Genomic DNA, 20089 nt, shown 5'->3' with positions numbered 1-20089 from the left:
ATTCACATTCCTTTGTTGTTTAAATATTTAATCGTCGTTTCTTCGGACCAATATCTTCCCTTAGATTTAGGAAGTACGAAGCCCACATGTCCGCCATATCGAGGCATTAAAAGCGATAAGTTCGGATTATTTTTAACTTCATTGGTTGGGTAACACTCCTTTCCTAAGAATGGGTCGTCTTGTGCCGTAACCAATAAAACTTTCTGTTGTATATTTTTTAAATACTTTTTACAGCTACAGCTTTCCCAGTAATCATTTGCATCCTTAAAACCATGCAGTGGAGCGGTATACATATCGTCATACTGCTGGAAATTTCCAACTTGCTTGAAGTTGTCTATATTTATTAGTTCTGGATACTGAGCATGTTTTCTACTTAAAATCTTCTCAAAGCTTTTTAAAAAATGGCGCATAAAAAATTTGTTCTTAAACCTTCCCAATTCCATTGCACTACTTTTTAAATCGCATGGAGTAGAAAAACAAACCGCCTTTTTTATGCTTAAAGGAACTTCGGCATGCTTCTTTCCTAAGTAAAGTAAATTAATATTCGCACCTAAACTGAAGCCTATAAGTGACATTACCTTATATAGGCTCTTACCTTCGATATGTTGAATTACATCTTCAAGATCATCAATAGATCCGCCATGATATAAAACAGGCTTGATGTTACTTTTATCACCACTACCGCGATAATTCCAAGCTATTACATCCCAACCATCTTCATAAAGTGCTTGAACCATACCAAGAATATATGGCCTTTTATTGTGTCCACCTAAACCATGGGAAACGAGTGCGACTTTATCACTTCCTTGTTTATACCAATCGTATTCGAGTACGTCACCGTCTCTTGTATGGACAATATTACAAGTATGCTCAATGCTACGTTCTGATGTTCTAAATAGGCTTGGATAAATACTACTTAGATATCCATTTCTAAATAAAAAAGACGGAGTGTAATCATGATGCATCTGAGATCCCTCTTGATTTATCTAACTCGAACGCAGGAAAAACGCGTTCTTGAATTAAGTGCTCAGGAATCTTATCTTTTATACTTTCATGATAGTTAGGTAGTAACGACCAGTGTAAGTTTGGCCTTATATGATGAGCTGTGTGATACCCAAGATTTGTAAACCAAAAGTTGTATAGTGGGCTAATAATGCTTCTCGATGCTTTATAAGGATCTGATGATCTCAAACCTGAATGATGCGGGTAAGTCAGCCAAAATGTATACAAGGACATAACTAGCGGAGGAATGATGAAAACAAATATTAATGCCAAAGGACTATATAAAAACAACACGAAGTAAATCGTATAGTTTTGTAAACGGTAGGTCATATACTTCTTATAGACTTTCTCATGCTTTTGCCCATTTTCCTTTACTCGCTTTAATGTTGTTTTAGCAAGATGAATGGTGTACTCGAAACGGTTCATTTTACTGCCGTCAGTTCTGGTCCAATTTGATTCATCAATAGAAACATCATCTTGTAATGGGTATTGATTCATATAATTCAGATGATGACCGTGATTATGGTGCAATTTCCATGCGTAATGATTTATCCACACCTGTAAACTCAAGATTCTGTTAACGTAGCCATTGAGCCACTTTGAGTTTGACATAGATATATGAGCATGATGGTGACTGTATGCAACGGAAAAAGTCAGAAATGGCATCGACAGTAAAGAAAATACCATCAACTCCCAGAGCCCAGTCAGGTTTATGAATGCATAGAGTTGAATAGCAAACATTATGCTAACCAAAACAAGGGGAAACACATCAGATTTATAGATATAAAATTTTTCTGCTTTCGAATTATTCATCAGTGTTATCCTTTAACTATTTAAACTGTTAGCCAATCTGGAAGGTAGGAATGCTACGTAAGACTTATATCTGTAGCCATTTCGTTTATTGATTACTCCCTCTGCCTGATTTAGCTCAAACTGGAATTCTTTAACGACTTCCCAAACCTTGGGGTTAGTAAAATCATACTTTCTGTACTCCCCTAACTTATTGTGGTAAACCCTTGAAGTATAATAAATGAAGTTCATTTGTTTTAAGAGTTGTCTAAGTGGAGGTAGAGCTTCAAATAGATTAGGCTGGTCTGTCATTGGCATATCCACATCAAATATATCTGAATAGGCTGAAGTCGCCATATTTACAGGGCTTCCCATAAAGTCCCATTGGGTATAATTGACACTGGAATGAAATACGGCTGACAGATAAATAATATGGGTCAAAACCCAATTCAACTCACTAATAGTATGTACATTCTCGGGAAAGCCCTTTACGTTTCCTTTATCCTTTGCGTTAAGTTCAGCAACCCACGCTTGCAGCTCGTAGTCAGCTTCAACGTCTTTGTCTGTAGTGTAATAGAGTGACAGGTAAGAACGAACATAGCGGCTTAGGATGTCATTAATAAGTCTTGCATCATCCCTGAATGGATACTCTTCCAACTCCTCCATTCCTCGGTTTTTGATATCTTGGGTCAACGTGGATTTATCAAATGACCAATGCTGATAAGCTTTAAGAGATAAGGCTTTAAGGCCGTCTATAGTAAGTGCGAAAAGGTTTTCACCGTAGCCTTTAGGTTTAAATAACTCTCTTCTACCAAACTCATTGATAGCTAATGAATATTGGAGATGTGGCTTTAACAACTGATACACGGGGTGCTTTGCAGAAAGCTGTCTATTAGTTGCAATTGGAAATGGCTCAATCACTAGATGTGAATTTACCAGGTGAGATACAAATTGATTATGTTGTGCATCAGCTACTTGACAGTACCATTTTGCGCACTGCCATTGCTCACCATCATTTTTAGTAATGATTTGGTTGGATCCCGGATCCTGCGTCAGTTGGATCAGTATAGGTGTAAGGTGCGACTTGCCCGAGACTTTATTTTTCTCTAAATAAAATAAAATGATCGGTGCATGAACCACTTTTTTGCTATTTAAATAAGATCCTCGCTGTAAATTATGTAATATTGAATAATTTGCAATATATAGGAGCCCTCTTTCAATTAGACTTCCTGTATTTAAAGACTCCCCTGTTAAGTTACTTAGCATCCCGTCCGGCAAAGATAGTACCTCGGGTAACTTTTCTTCAACTCTTGAGATAACAACAGGATTTACGCCAGACAACCTTTGCCAAGCGAAATCTTTGTCACTAATTTGAGGCGCCAATCTAGTCGGCTCAGATATAAATTTGAATACCTTTAAATAATCTTCTTGATTTCGCGCAGGCTTTATCCAATTGGCAAATTTATTAGCATAGTCATTTAGCACCAGTGTTACGAGTGGCTTTGATCTTCTATATAAGTACAGTAGGTCAAATTTTTCAGAGGAAGGTAGCTTCGCAGACTCTACCATAGGGGGCAGTGACTTATTTACTCTATATCGATACTTCCGCTGTTTCTTGGCCAATTCACCTTTTCTAATATTCGGTGAGACATCATATTGTGGTAATGAAGAAGGTAACAATTTAAACCTCACTAACTAAATGCTTAGAAATATCAATAGCCAAGCCATCGCTTGGGATAATGATTCCTGCGAAGTACTCATTGTCAATTTGGCTACTATTACTAGGCAAAATTGAGTGAAAATTAAGTTTTTGCATAAGCTCGACGATAACCACTTTGGTTATCAGTTGCGTCAATCCCATACCTACACAAATCCTATCGCCAGAACCAAAGGGGAGATAAGAGTGCTCTGTAGGCTTGGTATTGAATCTTTCAGGCATGAAATCATTTGGGTTTTTCCATAAATTTGCATCCCTGTGAGTTACCCAACTAGAAATAAAGATCTGAGTTTTTTCAGGTAATGAGCCAAATGGGAGCTTTATGGTTCTTCCTGGGAGCACTTCCCTAAAAAATGCTGGGACTATCGGATAAAGCCTTAAAGTCTCTTTTATAACCATGTCAAGATACTCAAGCTTATCTAAGTCAGAATCGGAATAACCCTGTGGGTGTTCAGTTACAAATTCATCAATGCTGCGCTGTAGTTTTTGATAGACGTCTTTATGTGCAGACAATAGCTGGATTACAAAGCTAATTGTAGCCGCGACATTACGCGTACCTGCATAAAACGATGTACTAATCTCGTCTCGTAGGAGGGTAAAATTATCACGATTTGTGATCTTCAATTCACTCAACCATTGTGGCAAATTTGTTGGCTTGTTTGACTGTTCTTTATCACTTCGTTCGTATTTGTTCAGTGCTTTTTCTACATATCGTTTCCACCCTTTGATTCGCTTTTTCAATAACAAATTTGGTAGGGACAAAGGAGTTGCTCCCCTTCTATGCATATCTTCCATTTGAGTTAGGTAACAAGCAAATAAATCCTTGGTTCCCTCTTGGTCCAAGAGAAGATGAGAGAATATATTGAAAGAAAGCTGAGTCATTTCATCAAAAAGCAAAATTTCTTTTTTTCTATCTGTAGGATTCAACAATATCGCATGACAAGATGTGAGTTGTTTTATCGTCACTACGGCATTACTAAACAAGGTGTTGATATCAGAATGTGAAAACGGGTGAGCCTTTCTTTTATCATGCCACTCAGAGCCATTTGCAAAAAATACGCTACTAAGAAAGTATTTTCCAGCAGCATGCTTAGGCGAGTTTTTATATATATCGATAGAATTTTCAACGATTAATTTTATATCTTCAGGTTGTGTAACTAGAATAGCTGGTTTATTAAACAACCAGAAACTCACGTTATCACCATATTGATGGTGGTAGTTTTGCAAAACTTTGTAAGGAGGCTTCATAATAAAGTCTTTCAAATTACCTATTGGCCAAACAGGAGTGGGTCCATGAATTTTTGGAAGAAGCCTTTCTATCCTTTTTGCTATATCTTGTTTTTTAAAAATAGATGACATGAGAAAGGAAAGTTGGCTGTTTAACACCCTGTTTTGATCACTTTGAATTCGACGCATACTGCTAAATCCGTCCTTGAAATATTGTTATTTACTTTAAGCTATTAGTATTCTTTCTGTGGTTACCAATTAAACTCTCATTTCACCGTAAGCTATTTTAGTTTTTAAGCTTTTGAAATAATGCGAGTTTTAATTTTTCGTTCATAATGGCGTCCTAATAAATATTAAATTTTAGCTGCTTGAGTCGCTATCAATCGACCGCAAAAAAGTAACAAAACAATTACAATTGCGCTACATAATTAACAATAAAGAGGTGTAAACGTGATCTGAGTAGCTATTTTGGGGTAACAATGTGATTTGTTGGGTTAATATACAGCCTTACGTACTGCACATAACCTATACCAATGAAGAAATAGAAGTAAGGTTTTCGCAACTTAAACAGTATCTTTAGATACAAGAGTTGCTAATGGTAGTCCACTCCTCCCATCTGCTTAGACTTAATTCCAGTTAACTTTCCGCCCTCAAATGTTAACTTCACTTCAAATTCACCACCCACAGACGCATTCAAAATATAACGATTATATGAAATTCGTTTGAATGACTTTTCGTTATTAATTATTTCCACTACTTCTGAATGTGTCATGCCATTGTTACTAATCAACAGCTCACTACCACTAACACGAAAAAAATCTTTTGCATAAGAGAGTGATGAAAATGAAATTGATATGATAAAAAATATCCATAGAAATTTTGACTGCACGAACTCGTCCTTAAGTTAGCTAAATTGAGTTGGTACATTAACAGGAAAAACAGAGAGGATAAATTAGCATTTCATATAGTAAATATATGTTCGTATTACATTTACTTGAGAGGTTTAAGAAACTAAAAAGCGCCCCAAGAGGGCGCTTTGATTCATTTTTATGACATTTATATTTTAACGTTAATAACCTTGCTGACAACAGCACCATCATTATCAATTACCTTCAATGTCACAACATGGTGACCGTATGAAGGAAACATTGCCGTAATAAGGCGACCACGCTTAGTCTTACCGTTCGGTAATTGCCATTCGGTATCAACAATACGACCATCACTGTCAGTGCTCGTTGACCATAATGTTACTAGACGACCTAAGTGAATATATTTCGCACCAACTTCAGGTTCAACATTTGGAGCAACAACATTAATAGTTTCCGATACAGTAGCTGTTTCGCCATCATTATCAGTTACCATCAGGGTTACCGTGTAGCTTCCGCTTTCAGTATACTTCCATACCGGAGAAATTTCATTGCTGATCTGACCGTTGCCAAAATCCCATAGATAACTATCAATTTTACCATCGCTATCAGTACTTCTATTTGTAGTTGTTACTTCAAGTCCATCAACAACAAGGTCAAATATAGCTTGAGGTGCAACATTCGGTGTCTCTGAATAAGAAACTTTGAGTACGCCGTATTCGTTGTTATCTGCCTGATTTAGTACATCGATAACGAGACCATATTCTGTCACAATACGCCCTGAATCTGGCGCTTCTGGTAAACTGTAGTCTTGACTATCAGCAAAATGACCATTGGCAGCAAGATTACTATCTTCCAATACATTGCCATCACGAGCAGTCAAACTAAATTCAGTTTGATCATGTAACGAAAAAGCGGCATCACGAACTTGAAAACGAGTTTGTGCCGGAAGACCAGTATCCGCCCATAATAGCGCGTTCTGATCAGCATCTAAAATACCAAGCCAACCTTGACCAGGATGTTTACCTACCGCGTTATCCTTAAATGAATCATCAACGTACCAAATAATCAGTCCAGGTTCGAAAGTCACTAGTTGACCCATACGTTTAATATTGTTTAAGCCTTCATCAACGTCGTTATGACTACGCCATTGCAGTAAATAATAGTGGTTAGACTCGTAGAAACCTGTGTTGCTCTTGAAGCCATCAAGAGTAAATGTCGACGTTGATTCTGCATCATCAATCAGCGTACGGTCACCATCACTAATCAGAGCAATGTTATCAAGGAATAGTCCTTTCATTGCTAGGCCACCATCCGTGATGTAATCAAAACCAAGCGTAACAGTTTGCCCAGCGTAATCCGACAGATCAAATTCAGCATCGATCCAACCATCAGATTCACCACCAATCGCTGGCGCTAAACCAGTATTAAGCGGATCATCTAGAGTAGTAATATTACCAGAGATTGGTTTACCGTTAATCAGCACACGTGCAAAGTCATAATCCTTTTCTATTTGATACCAAGCTTTAAATACCAGTTTAACGGCATCTGCCGCTGGAATATCTAAGCTTCTGCTCATCGAATTGTTCAGACTGTCACCCTGTTCGGAATGGAACTGAGCAGTCCCTTCGAACGGTTTTAATCCTTCACTTTTCTTCATCGGTAAGTCAATGCGTACCATGTTAGGGCGATCGTTATCTGTAGTTTGGAACAAGGTAAAGAATAAATCTTTCTCCTTTAGCTCTTCAATAGACAATCGTTCGTCATTGATCCAGCGGCCACCAATTGCGTTTTGCAAGAAGGTTTTGGCCCATGAACTGAATGCTGTCGGTTGAGTGCCACCAATTTTACCAGCCCAACTACCAGAAGACATGATTGACCAGTAAGAAACAGGTTCGCCAGCGCCAGTATACTGAGTATCATACTCATCAGGCAGGCCTAAATCGTGACCATATTCGTGCGCACAAACCCCTGCTGCAGCGTCTATTGGCTGCATCGTATAATCAAACGCTGCATAGTTACCATTGAATTGTTCCGGTACAGAACTCGTCGTTCCTTCAAGCACATATGGCTGACCCAGATTAAAGCGGTGTGACCAAATCGCATCAGGACCCAGTACACCACCACCCGCTTCTTCGCCAACAGAGGCATGGAATACCATGAGATGATCGATAACACCATCAGGTTCACGGAAGTTACCGTCACCGTCAAAGTCATAACGATCTTCGATATCATAATCGGCCAGATTCACACTCGGATCTTTAGCGAGCTGTGCCAGGGCCTCGCGCACTAACGCTTGTGCATTTTTGTCATTGTCGGTCGTTTCAGAGTTACCACCGTAATACGCAGCATTCTTTTCTGCTCGATACCAGCCTGTAGCTTGACCAGAAACACTATAACTATCTCCAGATTCTTGCTCATAATATTGACGCATAGAGATTAAGTTATTGCCTTTCGGGCCAGTGTAGCCTGTATCTGAGAATAACAGGGTCTGATAATGTTCTGGTGGATAGCTAGGATAAAGCATCGAAGTATGCTCTTCAGTCAGCTTGTTATCATCCCATGGAAGGTCGGGGAAATCGACTAAAAGAGCCAACACTTTATCGGTACGCTTATTCGTAACTTCCAGTGCAAAGACACTCGATTTTTTCAATCCCTGTTGTTTCTCGATAACATTAATAATGCGACTTTGGTGATGTTTGGCTTGTTTACCAAATTGAGCATCACCACTAAATCCATGTTTTATTTTATTATCTAAGTAACTTTTTACTGCATCAGACCTTTCCTGTAATGACGCTGAATCATCAAGTAATCCCCTGCGAACCAGCATTTCGGCCAACTTATCCTCATTAACGACCCCCAAGTCTACTGGTGTTTTTGCATGTACAGCATTGACACCAAGTAAGCTGATGATCGCGGTTGCAACCAGTGTATGTTTGAGTTTTTTCATTATATTTCCTTGTTATTATTTTCCATTTTAATATCACTACACTCCGCAGAACCTATTCATGAGGATTCAGCAAACATGTTGATTGAATCCTTATGAGCATTCTCAATCGGGATTATTCAGGCGGTAGAATGCAGGCATTTTCTTTATTAGAATTTTCAGGTTCCGAATTAGGCATTACTGCGTGTAAGTCGTTAGCAGTATTGATGTTAGGAGCATCACTGTCGGGATACACCAAATGCTTTCGATTACTCGGTTTATTCATGCTGCTATGCCGCTGTTTACGCTGTAAATATATTGTCAAAGCCTTTTGTTGCTGTTCGCGGTTAAGGCCTTCGCAAATGACACCTCTGGCTATCAAGGCACCGAGTAACCTTTCATTTTCATCCGCAGGAACAGAAGCAAACACCAAGTGACTAATAAGCGACATCGCCAAACAAAAGACTATTTTCATTTAACCACCCTTTATTTGTAAATTATTTGTAAAGATACTGTTAAGTTATTACCCATGTTTTTTTTTTGCAAAATAAATAAACTAAACTTGAGAGGTATTCCATAAGTAATAGATATGATTCGTGCGCACGTCACACTTTAAGTATTTTCATAGCTATGATTCATAACACTGCAATCATAAACACGCCCTAAAACGATTAATAATTAACCACTTAATATATATTCATAGGCGATATCATCTATCGGAAATATAAATTTCTCAGCTTGGGCTTCATCAGTCAGATCATGGGATATTTAAAATAAGAGGGAGGAGAAGTAATAATGGCGGATATGACTAGATTTTAACTATTCAACCAGATAACAAACGAGTTAATGATAGATTGGGTTACACTAAATTAAACTCTTATAATGATATTTATTCCTGTATTGACACATACTCTAATGCTTGTGAATATTAATATTCAAAGGTTACATTATGAAAATGTTTGCTATCTATTATATTGGTGTGTATTTTTCAAACGTCAGCAATGCTGTCGTTCGATGAAAGCATAAAAGCAGGAGCAGGAGCTTATAACAGAGTGTATGAATAAGGATGATTAAATTTAAATGGGGTGCAAGAAAGGGGGGGGGGATCAGTCATTGATAAAATTAAGTCTGAGCTTCTATATAAATACAGTTGAGTTTAAAAAAATAAAAGTCCATTCAGCTCAAAACATGGACTTATTTATGTCAATATGACCTTCATAAACGGCCTCTAAGTTCGTTGTTATTATCGAACTTATATTCGATAATAATTAACCCGCTTTAAGCTTGAACACATTACCGCAGTGATTACATTTATAAATACTGCTATATAATAATTTTTCAAACCAATTTCGATTCACTCTCTTCACTATCGCGTTTTCACAACACTTCATCTTTAATCCTCTTTCCCAAATGCACCTATACAACCTGACTATAAAACCATCTCTTTGATCCTTTAATTTTAAACATAATTAACTAGAATAAAAATTCAAATATTCAAAGACTTACTTATTATGTTACATTTAACAATAGGACAGATAGTCATATTAAATGCAATAAAGTGCACTTGAAAACAACGGAGAAGTTAATGGACAAAACAGACCTGAAAGTAGCGATTGTAGGAGCAGGATTAAATGGCCTTGCCCTTGCATTATCCCTACGAACCTTTGGCATTGAAGCAAGTATTTATGAAAAAGCAGATAAACCACGAGTCGATGGAACAGGTATTATCATGTGGCCAGAAGGCATGCAAATCTTGGCCGCACTGACCGATGCCGAAAAAGTTAAAGCTGCAGGTAACAATGTTGACCTTGTAACGACATTAACTGCGACATCAGAAATGATTAACCAATTATCGGTGCAAGCAATAGACAGTAATGTTAACGCCCCTATCGGCCTATTTCACCGTCGCGATCTCTATCAACTGCTATTAGACGCTTACGGGGAAGATAACATCCAGACAGGTCAACACTGCAGCGTTGAAAACGAAGTCATCCTCATTAATGGTAAGCCACTTATTGCCGATGTGATCGTAGGTGCAGATGGTTTATTTTCTAACGTTCGTCAGTTTGTCGCACCAGAAGTAAATATACGCCAACCGGGTGTGTACTGCTGTCGTGGGATTGTTGACTTTAACACTCCTGAGATCAGTGATGAAGAATGTTACGTCTTTGCGGGCATGCAATCTCGAATTGTGACCTATACTTATGACCGAGGTAATAATTCTAAATATTGGTTTGCAGCATGTCCAGTAGCGGAAGGTGAAACGCTTAATAAAGCGTGTATTTTAGAACAATTTGCCCACTACCCACCCTTTCTACTTAAGATGATAAAAAGCACACCTGAATCACAAATTATGCCATCGCCTTTAGCAGATATTGCCCCATTTTCACAATGGAGTCGAGACAACGCGGTGCTACTAGGAGACTCATGCTGTTCAGTATTACCAACCATGGGAATAGGCTTTAGCTTAGGTATTGAAAATGCCTATATTCTCGCGCAAAGTCTAGCGGCTAACTTTAATCATATCCCACATGCACTACAGCGTTATCAGCATCGCGCGCAACAACGCTCACACGATTTGCAAAATATTACGCATCGATTGAGCCAACTGACTTATACCGAAGCGTTTAACCCAGCTGAAGTACAATCGCTGTATCAGCAATTTATAGCAGTAAACAGTCACTCCGTATTTTAACTTTAGATGTAAAAAAGCCTATTGAAATTCCACATCAATAGGCGCTCTTCTAACCTTAACTAATTTAATGCTTTAACACTATCACGTTCGACTAAAGTCGGTTCTAATTCAATAATCTGATTACTTTCAATCTTTGACTTAATTTGTTCCAGCAACATATCGACCGCTTTTTGTCCTAAGCGATGTTTCGGCTGGTGAATCGTCGTTAGTGAGGGGGTAATGTATTTAGCGAGTTTAATATCATCGTAACCGATAATAGACAAATCTTCCGGTACTGAAATACCCTTTTTACTGGCGCTATTGATCACACTCATCGCCATCATATCGTTACAAACAAATAATGCAGAGGGTAATGGGCCGTTAGCAACCATTTCGGCAAACGCTTTTTCACCGCCTTCGCATTCAAAGTCACCCGCTGTAATCCATTTCGGATTAATGGCTAAGCCCGCTTCTTCCATGGCTTGAGTAAACCCAGCAAAACGCTGCTGTGCGGTTAATTTATCTAATACACCAGTAATACAACCGATCTCGGTATGACCTTTAGCAATAAGATGTTGTGTAGCCATATAACCACCGCGATGAGAGTTATCTTGGATCTTATCGCAAGGAAAATTGGTTGGGCCCCAATCCATCACGACTGTCGGTACTGGTTTGTGACGTTCAAATAGATTAAAACCTTGGCTTTCAACTTCACTACACATCAACATTAAACCATCGACACGCTTTTGTAATAAGATATCAAGATTAGCATGCATACGTGTAACATCACCTTCGGTATTACACAGAATTAAATTATAACCATGCTCATAGCAACGACGTTCAACACCTTTCAATACTTCACCAAAAAACGGATTGGTCGAGGTCGTTACCAGCATGCCAAATGTTTTGGTACTTTGGACTTTAAGACTACGCGCCAATGCCGACGGTGCATAACGTAACTCTTCAACAGCCGTTCGCACTCGCGCAGACACATCGTCACTGACATAGCGTGTATTATTTAATACATGACTCACTGTTGACGTTGATACACCTGCATGTCTTGCTACGTCTTTAATTGTTGCCATTAGCTAATTTTGTCCATCATCTTGTATTATGAAAGTAAAGTATTGTTCGCGTTAACCTTGTAACGCTAAAAAAGCATCAACATCCGACTTAGTTGGTATCGATGTTTGTGCACCGACACGCGTCACTGAAATTGCAGCCGCAGCATGAGCAAAACGAATCGCATCATCCAATACTAAGCCCGCTTGCAGTCCTGCTAACAAACCGCCATTAAAAGTATCACCTGCAGCCGTGGTATCTACAGCATCAACACGGAAACCTTTAACTTGTTTACCCTTGCCTTCTCGACTGATCCACACACCTTGGCTACCTAAAGTGATCATTACCTCAGCAATGCCTTTATTATGTAATACATCCGCAGCCACTTGCGCCGATACCATATCGATCACTTTAATGCCCGTTAATAATTCCGCTTCGGTTTCATTTGGGGTGATCAAATCAATAACCGATAATAACTCATCGTTTAATGGCTGTGCAGGAGCCGGGTTTAATACGACACGTGTACCCACTTTTTTTGCTATTTTAGCGGCTTGAATAATAGTTGCAATCGGCGTTTCTAATTGCATCAATAATGTATCAGCTTGCGCAATTAACTCGCGATGTGGGTTAAGTCGTTCTGGGCTTAAGCAAGCATTCGCTTCTGCCGAAATACAAATACTGTTTTCACCGGTTGCCGCTACTTGGATCATCGCGATCCCAGTCGGTGTATCTTGTTCCACCATCACAGCTTGGGTATTGATACCATCACGATCAAACTCGTTGATCATATTACGGCCAAAACTATCATCACCAACACAGGCAATAAATGCAATATCGGCACCTAAACGTGCGGCGGCAACGGCTTGATTCGCCCCTTTACCACCTGGGATCACGGCATAACTATGGCCAAGTAAAGTTTCGCCTGGACGCGGAAAAGTAGCCACTTGTAAAACATGATCAGCGTTAACGCTACCTAACACAACTAATTTATTCATAAAGAAGCCTTAATACTTTGTAACTGATGAGAATAAAACATGACTTAATTGCACTATCTTAATAAGACGCTCTTAATAAAACTAAACTATCCACAGATGCGATTAAGTCATATTTTTCAATATTGAATTGATAGGAGTAAAGGGAATAACGGTTAACGTTATTCCCTTTTGGTCATTTTATGACTTAGTGATCACTTTTAACGGTACAGCGATGCTCTTCTCTACAGACTGACCTTTAAGTATTTTATCAGCAGTTACAACACCAAGAGCACCAATTAACGCAGGTTGTTGTGCAATTGTCGCACCTAAGATACCGCGATTAACGGCAGCAATACCGTCTTTAGTGCCATCAAAACCAACGATTAATACGTCTTTACCTGATGCTTGAACGGCACGTAATGCACCTAATGCCATTTCATCATTTTGCGCGAATACAGCTTGTACGTCTGAGTTAGCAGCAAGCATGTTTTCCATTACGTTAAGGCCTTTAGTACGATCAAAGTCAGCGGGTTGGCTACCTAGCAAATTCATTTTATTTTTATCAACCGCTTGCATGAAGCCTTGACCACGTTCACGTGCCGCAGATGTACCAGCGATGCCTTCTAGTTGGATAACTTTTGCATTAGCGCCAATCGTATCATTTATATATTGACCGGCCATTTCGCCACCAGCAACGTTATCAGAAGCAATGTGGCTCACCACTTTACCACGACTCGCACCACGGTCTAATGTGATAACTGGAATATTAGAACGGTTAGCCATACGGATCGCATTCGATACTGCGTCTGAATCCGTTGGGTTAATTAAGATCGCTTTTACGCCACGTACAGTCAGGTCTTCAACGTTCGATAATTCTTTGCTTGGATCGTTCTGTGAATCCAGCACAATTAACTTATAACCTAATGTTTTTGCTTTCGCTTCCGCACCTTCTTTCATTGTTACAAAGAAAGGGTTATTTAACGTCGACACCACCATTGCAATCGTATCTTGCGCCATTACCGTTGCACTGAAAGATGCTGAAACTACAGCAGCAGAGATCAAGGTTGCTAATTTTTTCATTACATATACCTTCTTTTACGTTAATTCTGCTGCCTCAGATAGGGTATTGAGGTTCACAGGTTATGTATTACGACTCTTTTATCGTACTTTTATTGTTATTATTGTTATTCTTCTGTTTCTTATTTCTTATTTCTTTTTCGTTTCAACTAATACTGCAAGTAAGATCACTACAGCTTTAGCAATCATCTGGAAGTATGAAGATACATCCAATAGATTTAATGCATTATTTAGGAAGCCGATAATTAATGCTCCGATCAGCGTACCCATAATACGACCTTTACCACCAGCAAGACTGGTGCCGCCGACGACTACAGCTGCAATCGCATCTAATTCATAACCCATACCAGCGGTAGGTTGTGCAGATGATAAACGTGATGTCACAATCAAACCAGCTAATGCAGCCAGTGCACCACAGATGGCATAAACACCCATCTTCACTTTATCTACGTTAATACCTGATAGACGTGTCGCTGCTTCGTTGCCACCAAGAGCATAAACATAACGACCAAAACGCGTATGATTAAGTAAGTACCATGCCGAAGCAAATACCATCACCATTAACCAGATTGGTACAGGCACACCTAATAAATAACCCGTACCGATCCATGAAAAACTATCGGCAACATCAGTAAAACCGGTTGAGATTGGACGACCGTCGGTATATACCATGGTTACACCACGCAATAATGTCATGGTCACCAGCGTCGCAATAAAGGCTTGCACCTTACCGATGGCAATAATCATACCGCTCATCGCACCTAATGCTGCACCTGCAAATAATGCCACAGGAACGGCTATCATCACTGATACTTCCATTGCTATTAATGACGCTGCAAAGGCACCACACAGGGCTAATACTGAGCCAACACCTAAGTCAATACCGCCAGTTAAGATCACTAAGGTCATACCCACAGCGATGATCGCGCTCACCGATGTTTGACGTAATATGTTTAAAATATTCCCCACAGTGAAAAAGTGAGGGTTTAAGAAAGACACCACCACAATCAACAAAATTAAAGCGATTAATGATTTTTGTTCAAACAACCATTCTTTAGTGAAAAATTTTCTGGTTAAAGTTTTCGTCATAACATCACCGTTCACATTGTTACTGGAATTTGTATTAACTGCTTGGTTCTGGCTCATAGCCCTGCCTCATTCATTTTTTTTCCAACGGCACACGCCATTAGTTTTTCTTGGTTAGCATGTTCAGCCATAAACTCACCGCTGATGCGGCCTTCGTGCATCACTAAAATTCGGTCACTCATGCCCAATACTTCTGGCATTTCTGACGACACGAGAATGATACTCATGCCTTCGACTTTAAATTGATTGATTAACTCGTAGATCTCTTTTTTAGCGCCGACATCAACACCGCGGGTAGGCTCATCTAAAATAAGTACTTTAGGGCGGGTAATTAAACCTTTGGCTATCGCCACTTTCTGCTGGTTACCACCAGATAAGTTACCAATAATCTGATCGCGGCTTGGGGTTTTAACATTAAACTGACGCATGAAGTCTTCTACTGCAGTCGCTTCTTTCGCGTGATCTAATTGCAGGCCTTGTGACAGTTGGTCTAATGCGCACAAGGTCATATTTTCTTTTACCGACAAACCAAGAACTAGCCCATCACCTTTACGATCTTCAGAAATATAGGCTATACCATTAGCCAAGCCGTCGCGTGGGGTTACTGGACTAACAACCTTACCGTCTAAAATCACATCACCCGAATCACGTGGTAATGCCCCGTAAATGGCTTTCATTAATTCAGTACGGCCAGCGCCCATTAAGCCCGAGATACCTAATATTTCACCATGGTCTAATTTGAAACTAACGTCACGTACGCCTGGTGCCACAATATTTTCAACTTCCATGCATGTTGTGCCATGTATTGCGCCGATACGTGGATAGATCTCGTCTAAACGACGACCCACCATTTTCTCAATCAGACTATCTTCGTCAATATCAGTCACCGCTATTTCGTCAATAAATTTACCATCACGCAATACAGTAATATCATCACAAATCTCGAAAATCTCTTTTAAACGATGAGAAATATAAACAATGCCGCAGCCTTCATTACGCAGTTCATTAATCACGCTGAATAATGATTTAGTTTCGCTCTCCGTCAAGGCATCGGTCGGTTCATCCATCACGATAACTTGGGATTGAAATGACAGCGCTTTGGCAATTTCGACCATTTGCTGCTCACCTAAACTTAGCTCACCCAATAATTGACGCGAACTGTGTTTGACGTTTAAGCGTAGTAATAAGGCATCGGCATCGCGATACATCTCAGCCCATTTAATACCGCCAAACGCATTGGTTTTTTCGCGGCCTAAATAGATATTTTCAGCAATCGTTAACTCAGGGATCAAGTTTAATTCTTGGTGAATTATACTAATGCCCACTTCTTGAGAATGACGCGGGCCATTAAAGCTAACATCACTACCTTGGTAGTTAATACTACCTTTATCCATGTGATAGATACCGGTTAATACCTTCATCAACGTCGACTTACCGGCACCATTTTCGCCCAGTAATGCCATTACCTTACCTGGGTATACATTCAAACAAGCATTATCTAGCGCTTTCACACCAGGAAATGATTTTTCGATACCACTGAGTTTTAAAATTGCTTGCGTCATGTCAGTTCCTACTTTATTCCGCATAAATCGCTATTCTTACGTGTCGTACAATCACTGCTGAGCGAGATTAAAACACCACGCCAGATTGGAAGATCACATTAGCATAAGGTGTACATTCACCCGTGCGTACAACGGCTTTGCTATGGTGTGTTCGTTGCTTAAATGCTTCGTGGTCAATATAAGTGATTGTAATTATTTTATTGGTGAGTTGTTCCTCATTGGCAATCACATCAAGTAAGGCCGTGTGTAACTCAGGGCTAACCGTAGCAAACTCTTCTGCAAGTACGATGCCTTCAATTTGCATTTCGCCGAGTATCGCTTTAACGGTCGCGATGAATGTTGGTACACCCGGAATCAACGCAAGATCGATACGCAGTGTTGAGTCTGGAACAGGTAAACCAGCATCACAAATGGTGATCTCGTTAGTATGTCCAAGCGTCGCAACTAAATAAGATAAGTCTGCGTTGATAAGTGCATTTTTCTTCATGGTTCACGCCTTACAAGGTGAAAATAGCTAAATATAAGTCTTCGATTAAATGGATATTAACGCTATCGAAACGATTGCGCAAACGTTTCGATAGCGTTGAATATAGTTAAAAATGAGGATAATTCTAGTATTTAAGTATAAAAATGCGAGTTAGATCGAAGAACGAGTTGAATTTCTTTCATCTGAAATGGAGGTGTTATTTTTACGAAGAAAATCACTTATATCGAAAGTAATAGAGCAAATTAAATGGAGTGAAAAATAAAATAGAACCGATAAAATAAAGACACTACTTTAATAAAATAAACGCTCAAATTTTAACCATCAACATTAAAATTTATAAATAGCAGCAAAATAATGGGCAAAACCAGACGAGTCTAAAGCAGTTAGACCCCCACCATCTTCAATGGTGTAGACGTCATTGTATATTTTCACCCCATAACCTAATGCGTAGCGTTCAGAGTGCCAGTAAATACCATTAAACATCACGCCGCCATGGGTAGTCTTAGGCACGTCAAGATCCTTTACAGCATCCGCACCAAATTGATAATCAACATAACCCTGATAAGCAATAAAACTGCCATTGCCAAAAGTCACAAATGGCTTAAACCAATTCATTGAAAACTGATAACCGTTCCAATCTTTCGTATTTAGATCATACAAACCATATAGGTTTATGCCCACCGTACCAAACCAAGCTACCGAGACATCAATACCTAAGCCCCAAAATGAATTATTAACATCACCAATTATCGTTTTACCATCGTTATCAACGCCTGTAATTCCACCACCAGCCCAATTAAATAACGTGGCAACGTAAACCTCTTGCACAGGTCCAAACGATAAGTCTTCGCCCGTCATAGCATCGAGTGAAAAACGTGGCGATAATTTCATGAATATCTTACTTTTATCATTCGTTTTGTCTGAATCTCTAGAGTCTGTATTCGCTAAATTAAACACGTCTACGTAACCGTATAAATCAACAATGCCAGAACGACCGCCAAACTCCACTTCAAGGTAATCATGGTCTAAATTGTCTTCAACACTCGGCTTTTCGCTAATGGCATACATCATATTAAACTGTATCCATCTATAGTCTTTCTTATGTAGCCCATCACTATAATCTGCAGCAACAGTGGTATTCGAAAAAATCATTAACGCTGCAATCAATGATAATAATTTATAGATATTGTTCATCAGTCAAATCCATGATAATGGTATATAAACGTTGAGTATCAATAAATTCAGTGCAGCTAAATCTAAGTTTATTGAACTAAATACAATAGACACATAATTATAGACCAAGCGCTATAAACAGCCTTTATTAGCTTATTAATTAGCAATCATGAATTATATTATTACTGTAAAAGAATAAAATAAAGTTGAAAATAAATTATACAGAAGAGGTCATTACAGAGGGGTTTATAAGCAGTCAATAAATCATAGAAAATTAATGGCGTAACATGTGGAGGCACGCTAACCGTGACTCCACAAACTTATTCTAAAATTAGGTTTTTAAAATAAGGGTCTTAGAATTTGTAAGATGCAGCTAAGTAATGTGCAAAGCCTGAAGATTCTAATCCACCAAATGCTACACCATCTTCAAGTGTATAAACGTCGTTATACGCTTTTACGCCGTAACCCACAGAGTAACGCTCTGAGTGCCAGTAGATACCATTGAACATAACACCACCACTGCTAACATGGTTTGCATCTGTATCAGCACCAAATTGGTAATCAATGTAACCTTGGTAAGAGATAAAGCTACCATTATCAAAGTTAACGAACGGTTTGAACCAGTTCATCGAGAATTGGTAACCATTCCAATCTTTAGCGTTAACATCGTATAAACCATAAAGGTTCATACCTACTTTACCTAACCAAGGCACCATCACATCAGAACCTAGACCAAAGAATGCATTGTTAACATCACTACCAATCGCACCACCACCCCAGTTAAATAAAGTAGCAACATATACTTCTTGTACAGGGCCGAAAGACAAATCTTGACCAGTTATAGCATCAAGTGAAAAACGTGGAGCAAGTTTCATAAACATCTTGCTTGCGCCATCATTTTTATCTGAGCCACTAGAATTTTTATTCGTTAGATTGAATACGTCAACATAACCGTATAGATCAACAACCCCAGAACGGCCGCCAAATTCCATTTCTAGATAATCATGTTTTAGATTATCTTTAGCACTTGGTTTTTCACCAACAGCATACATTAAGTTGAATTGTGACCATTGGTAATCATTCTTGTGAATATCATCAGAATAATCAGCCGCGAACGCGTTGCAAGAGATAGCAGCAAGCGTAGTTGCAGCTAATGCTATATTTTTAACATTTTTCATCATTACTTCCATTTTATGGTGCACAACTCTGTATGAGTCAGCGCTATTTTTATGGCGCGAGTGTATCGAGATTTATAAAAAGTTCAATAAATCTATAACAAACACAGTCGTGAATGTGAAAAAATGTGATCGATAGCATAATTAACTAAATTAGCCGCAACCGATAAACGTTTAGACTACGTATAAATTGGTATTAAGTAAGTTATTGTTGATAAAAGGGTTTTTAAACATCTGTTTTATCAACAGAAATGAGCGTTATATAAGCGATTGATTTTAAATACATCTTAAT

16 protein-coding genes are annotated in these 20089 nt (G+C 38.9%); 1 reads left to right on the top strand and 15 read right to left on the bottom strand.

All coding sequences use genetic code 11. The annotated features are described in order from the left end of the window. Window positions 1–2: 2 nt before the first annotated feature. From HWV02_RS03590 to HWV02_RS03560, 7 genes are all read right to left on the bottom strand, one after another. Window positions 3–965, bottom strand: a complete 963-nt coding sequence (locus HWV02_RS03590; RefSeq protein ID WP_211689736.1) for a YheT family hydrolase — start codon at window positions 963–965, stop codon at window positions 3–5. Beyond that, on the bottom strand, window positions 955–1815 hold the full coding sequence (locus HWV02_RS03585; protein ID WP_211689735.1) for a fatty acid desaturase: 861 nt from the start codon (window positions 1813–1815) through the stop codon (window positions 955–957). Before HWV02_RS03585 ends, HWV02_RS03590 begins: the two co-directional genes overlap by 11 nt. Before the next feature lie 12 nt (window positions 1816–1827). After that, complete coding sequence (locus HWV02_RS03580; protein WP_211689734.1) at window positions 1828–3471, bottom strand: lipoxygenase family protein; 1644 nt, start codon at window positions 3469–3471, stop codon at window positions 1828–1830. A gap of 1 nt (window position 3472) precedes the next feature. After that, window positions 3473–4924, bottom strand: coding sequence for a cytochrome P450 (locus tag HWV02_RS03575; RefSeq protein WP_211689733.1), 1452 nt, complete (start codon window positions 4922–4924; stop codon window positions 3473–3475). Window positions 4925–5327: 403 nt separating this feature from the next. Then, entirely contained in the window at window positions 5328–5624 is a 297-nt protein-coding gene (locus HWV02_RS03570) for a hypothetical protein (RefSeq protein WP_211689732.1), read from the bottom strand. Between the two features lie 167 nt (window positions 5625–5791). After that, window positions 5792–8551 (bottom strand): immune inhibitor A domain-containing protein, encoded by a 2760-nt coding sequence (locus HWV02_RS03565; protein WP_211689731.1) that lies wholly within the window; start codon window positions 8549–8551, stop codon window positions 5792–5794. A gap of 112 nt (window positions 8552–8663) precedes the next feature. Further along, window positions 8664–9002: a hypothetical protein gene (locus HWV02_RS03560; RefSeq protein ID WP_211678486.1), complete on the bottom strand. Its 339-nt coding sequence runs from the start codon at window positions 9000–9002 to the stop codon at window positions 8664–8666. 1110 nt (window positions 9003–10112) lie between these two features. Between HWV02_RS03560 and HWV02_RS03555 the strand changes: the two genes are divergently transcribed. Beyond that, complete coding sequence (locus HWV02_RS03555; RefSeq protein WP_211689730.1) at window positions 10113–11222, top strand: FAD-dependent monooxygenase; 1110 nt, start codon at window positions 10113–10115, stop codon at window positions 11220–11222. 59 nt (window positions 11223–11281) lie between these two features. On the opposite strand, the gene HWV02_RS03550 is transcribed toward HWV02_RS03555, so the two are convergent. The 8 genes from HWV02_RS03550 to HWV02_RS03515 form a co-directional block, all read right to left on the bottom strand. Then, the gene (locus HWV02_RS03550; protein ID WP_211689729.1) at window positions 11282–12286 is read right to left on the bottom strand and encodes a substrate-binding domain-containing protein; all 1005 of its coding nucleotides are present in this window, start codon (window positions 12284–12286) and stop codon (window positions 11282–11284) included. A gap of 51 nt (window positions 12287–12337) precedes the next feature. Next, window positions 12338–13258, bottom strand: coding sequence for a ribokinase (gene rbsK / locus HWV02_RS03545; RefSeq protein WP_211689728.1), 921 nt, complete (start codon window positions 13256–13258; stop codon window positions 12338–12340). A 177-nt stretch (window positions 13259–13435) separates the two neighbouring features. Further along, entirely contained in the window at window positions 13436–14317 is an 882-nt protein-coding gene (gene rbsB / locus HWV02_RS03540; protein WP_211689727.1) for a ribose ABC transporter substrate-binding protein RbsB, read from the bottom strand. 126 nt (window positions 14318–14443) lie between these two features. Continuing rightward, a complete protein-coding gene (rbsC, locus tag HWV02_RS03535) occupies window positions 14444–15403 on the bottom strand; it encodes a ribose ABC transporter permease (protein WP_211678481.1) in 960 nt (319 codons plus the stop codon). A gap of 53 nt (window positions 15404–15456) precedes the next feature. Beyond that, window positions 15457–16962, bottom strand: coding sequence for a ribose ABC transporter ATP-binding protein RbsA (gene rbsA / locus HWV02_RS03530; RefSeq protein ID WP_211678480.1), 1506 nt, complete (start codon window positions 16960–16962; stop codon window positions 15457–15459). Between the two features lie 67 nt (window positions 16963–17029). Further along, entirely contained in the window at window positions 17030–17449 is a 420-nt protein-coding gene (rbsD, locus tag HWV02_RS03525; RefSeq protein ID WP_211678479.1) for a D-ribose pyranase, read from the bottom strand. A 327-nt stretch (window positions 17450–17776) separates the two neighbouring features. Next, window positions 17777–18643 carry an outer membrane protein OmpK gene (locus HWV02_RS03520; protein WP_211689726.1) on the bottom strand — a complete coding sequence of 289 codons (867 nt, stop codon included), beginning with the start codon at window positions 18641–18643 and terminating at the stop codon, window positions 17777–17779. 332 nt (window positions 18644–18975) lie between these two features. Further along, the gene (locus HWV02_RS03515) at window positions 18976–19800 is read right to left on the bottom strand and encodes an outer membrane protein OmpK (RefSeq protein WP_211690526.1); all 825 of its coding nucleotides are present in this window, start codon (window positions 19798–19800) and stop codon (window positions 18976–18978) included. Window positions 19801–20089: the final 289 nt, after the last annotated feature.

The organism is Moritella sp. 28 (genome assembly GCF_018219435.1).
In the GTDB taxonomy this organism is placed as follows: Bacteria; Pseudomonadota; Gammaproteobacteria; order Enterobacterales; family Moritellaceae; genus Moritella.
The sequence above is the reverse complement of the archived record's forward strand: the minus strand, read 5'-3'. Positions and strand labels throughout refer to the sequence as shown.

Excerpts from the sequence above, each read along its gene's own strand:
- HWV02_RS03565 (WP_211689731.1), bottom strand. The coding sequence starts at position 8,551 with ATGAAAAAACTCAAACATACACTGGTTGCAACCGCGATCATCAGCTTA.
- HWV02_RS03590 (WP_211689736.1), bottom strand. The coding sequence starts at position 965 with ATGCATCATGATTACACTCCGTCTTTTTTATTTAGAAATGGATATCTA.
- HWV02_RS03550 (WP_211689729.1), bottom strand. The coding sequence starts at position 12,286 with ATGGCAACAATTAAAGACGTAGCAAGACATGCAGGTGTATCAACGTCA.
- rbsC (WP_211678481.1), bottom strand. The coding sequence starts at position 15,403 with ATGACGAAAACTTTAACCAGAAAATTTTTCACTAAAGAATGGTTGTTT.
- HWV02_RS03575 (WP_211689733.1), bottom strand. The coding sequence starts at position 4,924 with ATGCGTCGAATTCAAAGTGATCAAAACAGGGTGTTAAACAGCCAACTT.
- HWV02_RS03585 (WP_211689735.1), bottom strand. The coding sequence starts at position 1,815 with ATGAATAATTCGAAAGCAGAAAAATTTTATATCTATAAATCTGATGTG.
- HWV02_RS03560 (WP_211678486.1), bottom strand. The coding sequence starts at position 9,002 with ATGAAAATAGTCTTTTGTTTGGCGATGTCGCTTATTAGTCACTTGGTG.
- HWV02_RS03555 (WP_211689730.1), top strand. The coding sequence starts at position 10,113 with ATGGACAAAACAGACCTGAAAGTAGCGATTGTAGGAGCAGGATTAAAT.
- HWV02_RS03520 (WP_211689726.1), bottom strand. The coding sequence starts at position 18,643 with ATGAACAATATCTATAAATTATTATCATTGATTGCAGCGTTAATGATT.
- rbsA (WP_211678480.1), bottom strand. The coding sequence starts at position 16,962 with ATGACGCAAGCAATTTTAAAACTCAGTGGTATCGAAAAATCATTTCCT.
- rbsB (WP_211689727.1), bottom strand. The coding sequence starts at position 14,317 with ATGAAAAAATTAGCAACCTTGATCTCTGCTGCTGTAGTTTCAGCATCT.
- rbsK (WP_211689728.1), bottom strand. The coding sequence starts at position 13,258 with ATGAATAAATTAGTTGTGTTAGGTAGCGTTAACGCTGATCATGTTTTA.
- HWV02_RS03515 (WP_211690526.1), bottom strand. The coding sequence starts at position 19,800 with ATGAAAAATGTTAAAAATATAGCATTAGCTGCAACTACGCTTGCTGCT.
- rbsD (WP_211678479.1), bottom strand. The coding sequence starts at position 17,449 with ATGAAGAAAAATGCACTTATCAACGCAGACTTATCTTATTTAGTTGCG.